7 protein-coding genes and 1 pseudogene are annotated in these 6,000 nt (G+C 73.3%); 2 read left to right on the top strand and 6 right to left on the bottom strand.

Annotation, left to right across the window (positions count from 1 at the left end; genetic code table 11):
* Together L0B03_RS12685 and L0B03_RS12680 are read left to right on the top strand one after the other, a co-directional pair.
* On the top strand, positions 1-766 hold a 766-nt coding region (locus L0B03_RS12685), incomplete at its 5' end, for an ATP-binding cassette domain-containing protein (protein ID WP_250446278.1).
* A complete protein-coding gene (locus tag L0B03_RS12680; protein ID WP_250446276.1) occupies positions 763-2,466 on the top strand; it encodes a GAF domain-containing sensor histidine kinase in 1,704 nt (567 codons plus the stop codon). The genes L0B03_RS12685 and L0B03_RS12680, both read left to right, overlap by 4 nt.
* A 27-nt stretch (positions 2,467-2,493) precedes the next feature.
* On the opposite strand, the gene L0B03_RS12675 is transcribed toward L0B03_RS12680, so the two are convergent.
* The 6 genes and pseudogenes from L0B03_RS12675 to L0B03_RS12650 all read right to left on the bottom strand — a co-directional run.
* A complete protein-coding gene (locus tag L0B03_RS12675) occupies positions 2,494-3,120 on the bottom strand; it encodes a response regulator transcription factor (protein ID WP_250446281.1) in 627 nt (208 codons plus the stop codon).
* Between the two features lie 72 nt (positions 3,121-3,192).
* Complete coding sequence (gene mutM, locus L0B03_RS12670) at positions 3,193-4,110, bottom strand: bifunctional DNA-formamidopyrimidine glycosylase/DNA-(apurinic or apyrimidinic site) lyase (RefSeq protein ID WP_250446274.1); 918 nt, start codon at positions 4,108-4,110, stop codon at positions 3,193-3,195.
* Positions 4,103-4,801: a ribonuclease III gene (gene rnc / locus L0B03_RS12665; RefSeq protein ID WP_250446271.1), complete on the bottom strand. Its 699-nt coding sequence runs from the start codon at positions 4,799-4,801 to the stop codon at positions 4,103-4,105. The genes mutM and rnc overlap by 8 nt, the downstream gene beginning before the upstream one ends.
* 38 nt (positions 4,802-4,839) lie before the next feature.
* Entirely contained in the window at positions 4,840-5,037 is a 198-nt protein-coding gene (rpmF, locus tag L0B03_RS12660) for a 50S ribosomal protein L32 (RefSeq protein WP_208054358.1), read from the bottom strand.
* 2 nt (positions 5,038-5,039) lie between these two features.
* Positions 5,040-5,546, bottom strand: coding sequence for a DUF177 domain-containing protein (locus tag L0B03_RS12655; RefSeq protein ID WP_250446279.1), 507 nt, complete (start codon positions 5,544-5,546; stop codon positions 5,040-5,042).
* A gap of 206 nt (positions 5,547-5,752) precedes the next feature.
* Positions 5,753-6,000 (bottom strand): annotated as a pseudogene (locus tag L0B03_RS12650) (hypothetical protein); the annotation flags it as partial.

Below are 6,000 nucleotides of genomic sequence, written 5' to 3'. Positions count from 1 at the left end.
CGCCCGCGGGCACACCCCGGTCCTCGAGGCCCGCGGTCTGTCCTGCGGCTGGCCGGGCGGCCCCGCGCTGCTCCGCGGGGTCGACCTTCGCCTCGAGCCCGGTCGCTCCCTGGTCCTGGTCGGCCCCAGCGGCGTGGGCAAGACCACCCTCCTGCTGACCCTCGCTGGGCTCCTCCCACCACAGGAGGGTCAGGTGCTGCTCGACGGCCGCCCGCTGGCCGACCTGCCGGCTGCGCGACGCTCCTCGACCGTCGCGATGACCGGTGAGGACGCCCACGTCTTCGACACGACCGTGCTGGAGAACCTGCGGGTGGCCCGCGGCGGCGTGGACGAGGTGACCGCCCGCGCAGCCCTGGAGCAGGTCGGCCTCGGGTCCTGGCTCGCGGGGCTGCCCGCCGGGCTGGACACCGTCCTGGGCACCGACGCCGCCCAGATCTCCGGTGGTGAGCGACGACGCCTGCTCGTGGCCCGAGCCCTCCTCGCCCCCGCCCCCCTGCTCCTGCTCGACGAGCCCACCGAGCACCTCGACCGCCAGGGAGCCGCGCTCCTCGCCGACCTCCTCGGACGGCGCGCGCCGCTCACCCGGGAGCGCGGTGTCCTCGTGGTGACGCACCGGCTCGCCGGGGTCGAGGCCGCCGACGAGGTGCTCCTGCTGGACCCGGACGGCACGATCGGCGCGCGGGGCGATCACCGTGCGATGCTCTCCCGAGAAGACTCCGCGGCGTACCGGGCCGCGTGGGAGCACGAGAGGCAGGACGTTCGATGACGCCGCTCGACCTCGGTCGCCACGACAGCTCCTTGGCCGCCGCCGACCTGCTGCAGGCCGCGATCAACCTGGCATCCGACCTCGACCTGCCGACGGTCCTGCAACGCTTCGTCCAGGCCAGTGCGGACCTGACCGGGGCCCGCTACGCGGCGATCAACGTCCTCGACGCGCGCGGGAGGTCGACGACCTTCGTGCACAGCGGGATGGACGCCCGGCTCGCCGAGCTCCTGGGACGCCCGCCCCACGCGATCGGCGTGCTCGGCTCGATCCCGGCCCACGGCACCCTGCGCCTGGAGGACCTCACCCAGCACTCGTCCTTCGCGGGCTTCCCTCCCCATCACCCGCCGATGGGCGCGTTCCTCGGAACAGCGGTCCGGGTACGGGACCGGGTGTTCGGCTACCTCTACCTCTCGGAGAAGGCCGGCGGCTTCACCGCCGAGGACGACCAGGCGGTGCTGACCCTGGCCGCCGCGGCCGCCGTCGCGATCCAGAACGCCCAGCTCTACGGTCAGGCCGAGCACCGCGAGCGGTGGCTCCAGGCCAGTCAGCAGATCACGATGCTGCTGCTCCAGGGCGCCGACGAGGAGGAGGTGCTCGCGCACGTCGCGACCTCCTCGCGCGAGGTCTCCGAGGCCGACACCGCCGCGCTGGTGCTGCCGAGCCTGGGCGACTCGCTCGTGATGGAGATCGTCGACGGGGTCGGGGCCGAGGAGCTCCTGGGCACCGTCATGCCCCTGGACGGGCGGGCGCACACCGTGCTGCGGGACGGCAACGGCCTGGTCGTGGACTCCCTCTCGGGGGCGCGGGCCATGCGCGTGGACGCCCTGCGGCAGTTCGGCCCGGCGCTGTACGCCCCGATGCACGCCGACGGGCGCGGGGTCGGCGTGCTCGTCCTGCTCCGACGCGTCGGGTCACCCCCGTTCGAGGCCAGCGACCTCGCGACGGCAGAGTCCTACGCCGGCCAGGCGGCGATCGCCCTCGTCCTCGCCGAGGCCCGCCATGCCCAGGACGTCGCCGCGCTGCTCGACGAGCGCGAGCGCATCGCCCGCGACCTGCACGACCTCGCGATCCAGCAGCTCTTCGCCACCGGCATGCAGCTCGAGACGGTCCGTCGTCGGGCGGCCCGCGGCGTGGACCCCTCGGAGCTGACCGGGATCGTCGAGGACGCCCTGGACAACGTCGACGCGACCGTGCGTCAGATCCGCTCGATCGTCCATGCCCTGCGGGACCCGGACGCCGACGCCCCGCTCGCCGAGCGGCTCCGGCGTGAGGCCTCGCTCGCGCGCACCGGACTGGGCTTCGCGCCCTCGCTCGTGATCTCGGTCGACGGCCGGGTGCTCGACTCGGCCGCGAGCCTCGACGGTGACGCCGGGACGATCGACGACCGGGTCGGCGAGGACATGTCCGACGACGTCGTCGCCGTGGTGCGCGAGGGGCTGGCGAACGCCGCGCGCCACGCCCGGGCCCTGTCGGTGTCGATCTGCGTGACGCTCCAGGGGGACGCGCCCCTCGGTCGCATCACCGTGGAGGTCGAGGACGACGGCACGGGTCTGCCCGACGACCGGGAGCGCCGTTCGGGGACAGACAACCTGGCCGCCCGCGCGCGCCGGCACGGCGGGTCCTTCGCCCTCGGGGCAGCGAGCTCGGGCCGAGGCGCCCTCCTGACCTGGCAGGCGCCCGTCAAGGGTCGAGCCCGCTGAGCCGGCGCGACCGGTCGGGCGCTCGGCTCAGTCGGTCGCGTCCGAGCGCCAGGCGCTGCGCTTGTGACCGGCTACCCAGGCAGCCGCCTGCGTGCGTCGCTGCAGGCCCATCTTCGCCAGGAGCGAGGTGATGTGGTTCTTGACGGTCTTCTCGGCCACCCCGAGGCGCTCGGCGATCTCGCGGTTGGACATGCCCTCACCGATGAGGTCCAAGACCTTGCGCTCGCTCGGCGTGAGCTCCTCGGTCGGGTCGTCGTGCCCGGCACGACGTCGGGTGACGGTCCGCTCGTCCAGCAGGGTGCGGCCCGAGGCGACCGAACGGATCACGTCGGCGATCTCCGCGCCACGCACGCTCTTGAGCACGTAGGCAGCGGCGCCGGCCTGCAGGGCGGCCGCGAGGGCGTCGTCGTCGTCGAAGGAGGTCAGCACGATGGCCCTGGTCTCGGGGAGGGTCTCCCGCAGCGAGGTCATGAGGTCGATCCCGGTGCCGTCCGGCAGCTGCAGGTCGACGAGCATCACCTGGGGACGGACGAGGTTCGCCCGGCGGATGCCCTCGGCCACCGAGCCTGCCTCGGCGACAACGCCCATGCCGTCGGTACGGTCGATCACCTCCGCGATCCCGCGCCGCACGACCTCGTGGTCGTCGACGATCATCACGGCGATGTCTGCTGCGGGCCCGGACGCGGCGGGCGAGACGTTGGATGCCACAGGTCGATCCTAGGGACCTCAGGGCCTCGAGGGCACGCGGCGTGCCGTGCGCGGGCGAGGCTGGCACCCCGGGCAGGTGAACGACGAGCGGTTCATGAAGGCCTCACGGACCACCAGCCGGCCGCAGCGGGGGCACGGACGACCGGCCTGGCCGTAGACCGCCAGGGACCGGTCGAAGTACCCCGAGGTCCCGTTCACGTTGACGTACAGGGTGTCGAAGCTGGTCCCGCCGGCGACGAGGGCCTCGCGCATCACCTCGTCCGCGGCGTCGAGCACGGTCACCACCTGGGCGCGGCGCAGGGCGTCGGCAGGTCGTGCGTAGTGGGTCCGGGCCCGCCACAGGGCCTCGTCCGCGTAGATGTTGCCGATGCCGGAGACGAGCCCCTGGTCGAGCAGCACCCGCTTGATGTCGCTTCGTCGTCGCCGCACCGCCGCGACGAGCCCGGTGCGGTCGAGGTGCGGGTCGAGCAGGTCCCGACCGATGTGCGCCACCGGGGCCGGGACCGCCGCGAGGTCGCTGCCGCGACCGCCCGGGGCGCCGTCCGGGGTGGTGAGGAGCTCGGTGACCGCGAGGTGGCCGAAGGTCCGCTGGTCCACGAAGTCCAGCACCCGGGGGCCCTGGGGGCTCGTGAGGGAGAGACGGGCGCGCAGGTGCGGGTGCTCGGGACGGGGGCCGTCTCGCACCAGGAGCTGGCCGCTCATGCCCAGGTGGGCCACGAGCGCCTCGCCCGAGTCGAGCAGCACCCACAGGTACTTCCCCCGCCGCACGGCTGCGGTGAGGGTCCGTCCGCGCAGGGCCGCGGCGAAGTCGAGGGGCCCGCCGTCGTGGCGCCGCACGGCCGACTCGCGCCTGACCTCGACCTCCTCGACCGCACTGCCCAGGACGTGACGGGCCAGACCGTCCCGCACGGTCTCGACCTCGGGGAGCTCAGGCACCCTGCGTGAGGGGCTGGAGTGCCCGGTAGGCCGCCGCGGCAGCCTCCTGCTCGGCGACCTTCTTGGACGGGCCGCTGCCCGTGCCGCGGACCTCGCCCCCGAGCACGATGCTCGCGGTGAAGGTCCGCGCGTGATCCGGACCGTCGCCCTGGACCTGGTAGTCGGGGGCCCCGAGCCCGAGGCGCGACGCGAGCTCCTGCAAGGAGGTCTTCCAGTCCAGGCCCGCCCCGAGGTCGGCGGCGATCGCGAGCGTCGGGTCGACGAGCTTCTCGACCACGGTGCGCGCGATCTCGAGGCCGTGGGTCAGGTAGGTGGCGCCGAGGATCGCCTCGAGGGTGTCGGAGAGGATCGAGTCCTTGTCCCGTCCCCCCGTGGCGAGCTCGCCCTTGCCGAGGAGCACGTACTCGCCGAGGCCGAGCTCACGGGCGATCGCCGCGAGGGACCGTTGCGAGACGGTCGCGGCTCGCATCTTGGCGAGCTCTCCCTCGGAGAGCCCCGGGTGGCGCCGGTACAGCGCCTCGGTCACCACGAGCCCGAGCACCGTGTCGCCGAGGAACTCGAGGCGCTCGTTGGTGGGGATGCCACCAGCCTCGTGGGCGAAGGAGCGGTGGGTCAGGGACAGCACGAGAAGCTCGGGGTCCAGGTGGACCCCGAGCTTCTCGGCAAGCTGAGCAGCAGGGTGCTCGGTCATGGACCGGTCACCTGCGTGAGGAGCACGACCGACAGCGGTCAGCGCGACTCGTGCTCGGTGCGCAGCGCCTCGGCGTACTGACGCCCCTTGTAGGCACCGCACGACGGGCAGGCCTGGTGGGGCCGGGTGTCGGCGGAGCACCGGGTGCAGGTCGTGAGGGTCGCGGCAGTCGTCTTCCACTGCGACCGACGCGCACGGGTGTTGCTGCGCGACATCTTGCGCTTCGGAACAGCCACGGCTAGCTCTCTTTCGTGTCGTCGAACAAGTGCTTCATCCGGTCGAGCTCAGCCCACCGGGGGTCCAGGATCTCGTGCTGGTGGTCGGCGTTCTCCGGGTCCGCCAGGCGTGCCCCGCACTCGGAGCACAGACCTGGGCAGTCCGGCGAGCAGACCGGGCGGAACGGCAGTGCAGGCACCACAGCATCCCGGATCACGGACTCGGCGTCGATCAGGTCGCCGTCGAGCTCGCGGATCTCCTCCTCGTCGTCCCCGTCCTCGACCGCGACGCGGGCCCGCTCAGGGTAGACGTACAGCTCCTGGATGCTCACGTCGATGCTCTCGACGACCTGCTCCAGGCAGCGTGCGCACTCCCCGACGGCCCGGCCACGGACGTGTCCGGAGACCAGGATCCCCTCCATGACGGACTCGAGCCTCAGATCGAGGTCGAGGTCGTCACCGGCGGGGATGCCGATCACGGCGGTACCGAGATCCTCCGGCGCCTGCACCGTACGGCGCACCTGACGCATCGTCCCTGGTCGTCGGCCGAGATCGTGCGTGTCGAGCACGAGTGGCGAACGAGGGTCGAGGGCGATCAGACGCTCCGCAGCATGGTCCGGGGTCGAGGGGTCTCGGTCCGCGCCGCGAGCGGCAGGACCAACGAGAGATGCTACGCCATGGCGAGGTTCCGCCCAAACGGGCGGCGCGCCGCGGCGGGTGCCCCTCCCCGCCGCGGTCAGGACGGTGAGTGCCGAGGGCGGTCCTCGGTCAGTCTGCCGGCCAGCTTGGCCCGGCCCGCCTGGACCTGGGTGACGACCTTGCCCAGGTCGATCTCGAAGTCCGCGAGGCGCCGGTCGCAGTAGTCGTCGGCCTCCCGACGCATGCTCGCGGCCGTGCGCTCGGCCTCGGCCACGATCTCCCGGGGCCGGACCTCGGCCGCAGCGACCACCGGCTCGGTGCTGACGAGCTCCTCGGCGCGGCGGC

It is taken from the genome of Actinotalea sp. C106, assembly GCF_023630195.1.
In the GTDB taxonomy this organism is placed as follows: domain Bacteria; phylum Actinomycetota; class Actinomycetes; order Actinomycetales; family Cellulomonadaceae; genus Actinotalea.
Note: the sequence above shows the minus strand (reverse complement) of the source record. Positions and strands in the feature narration are given on the sequence as shown.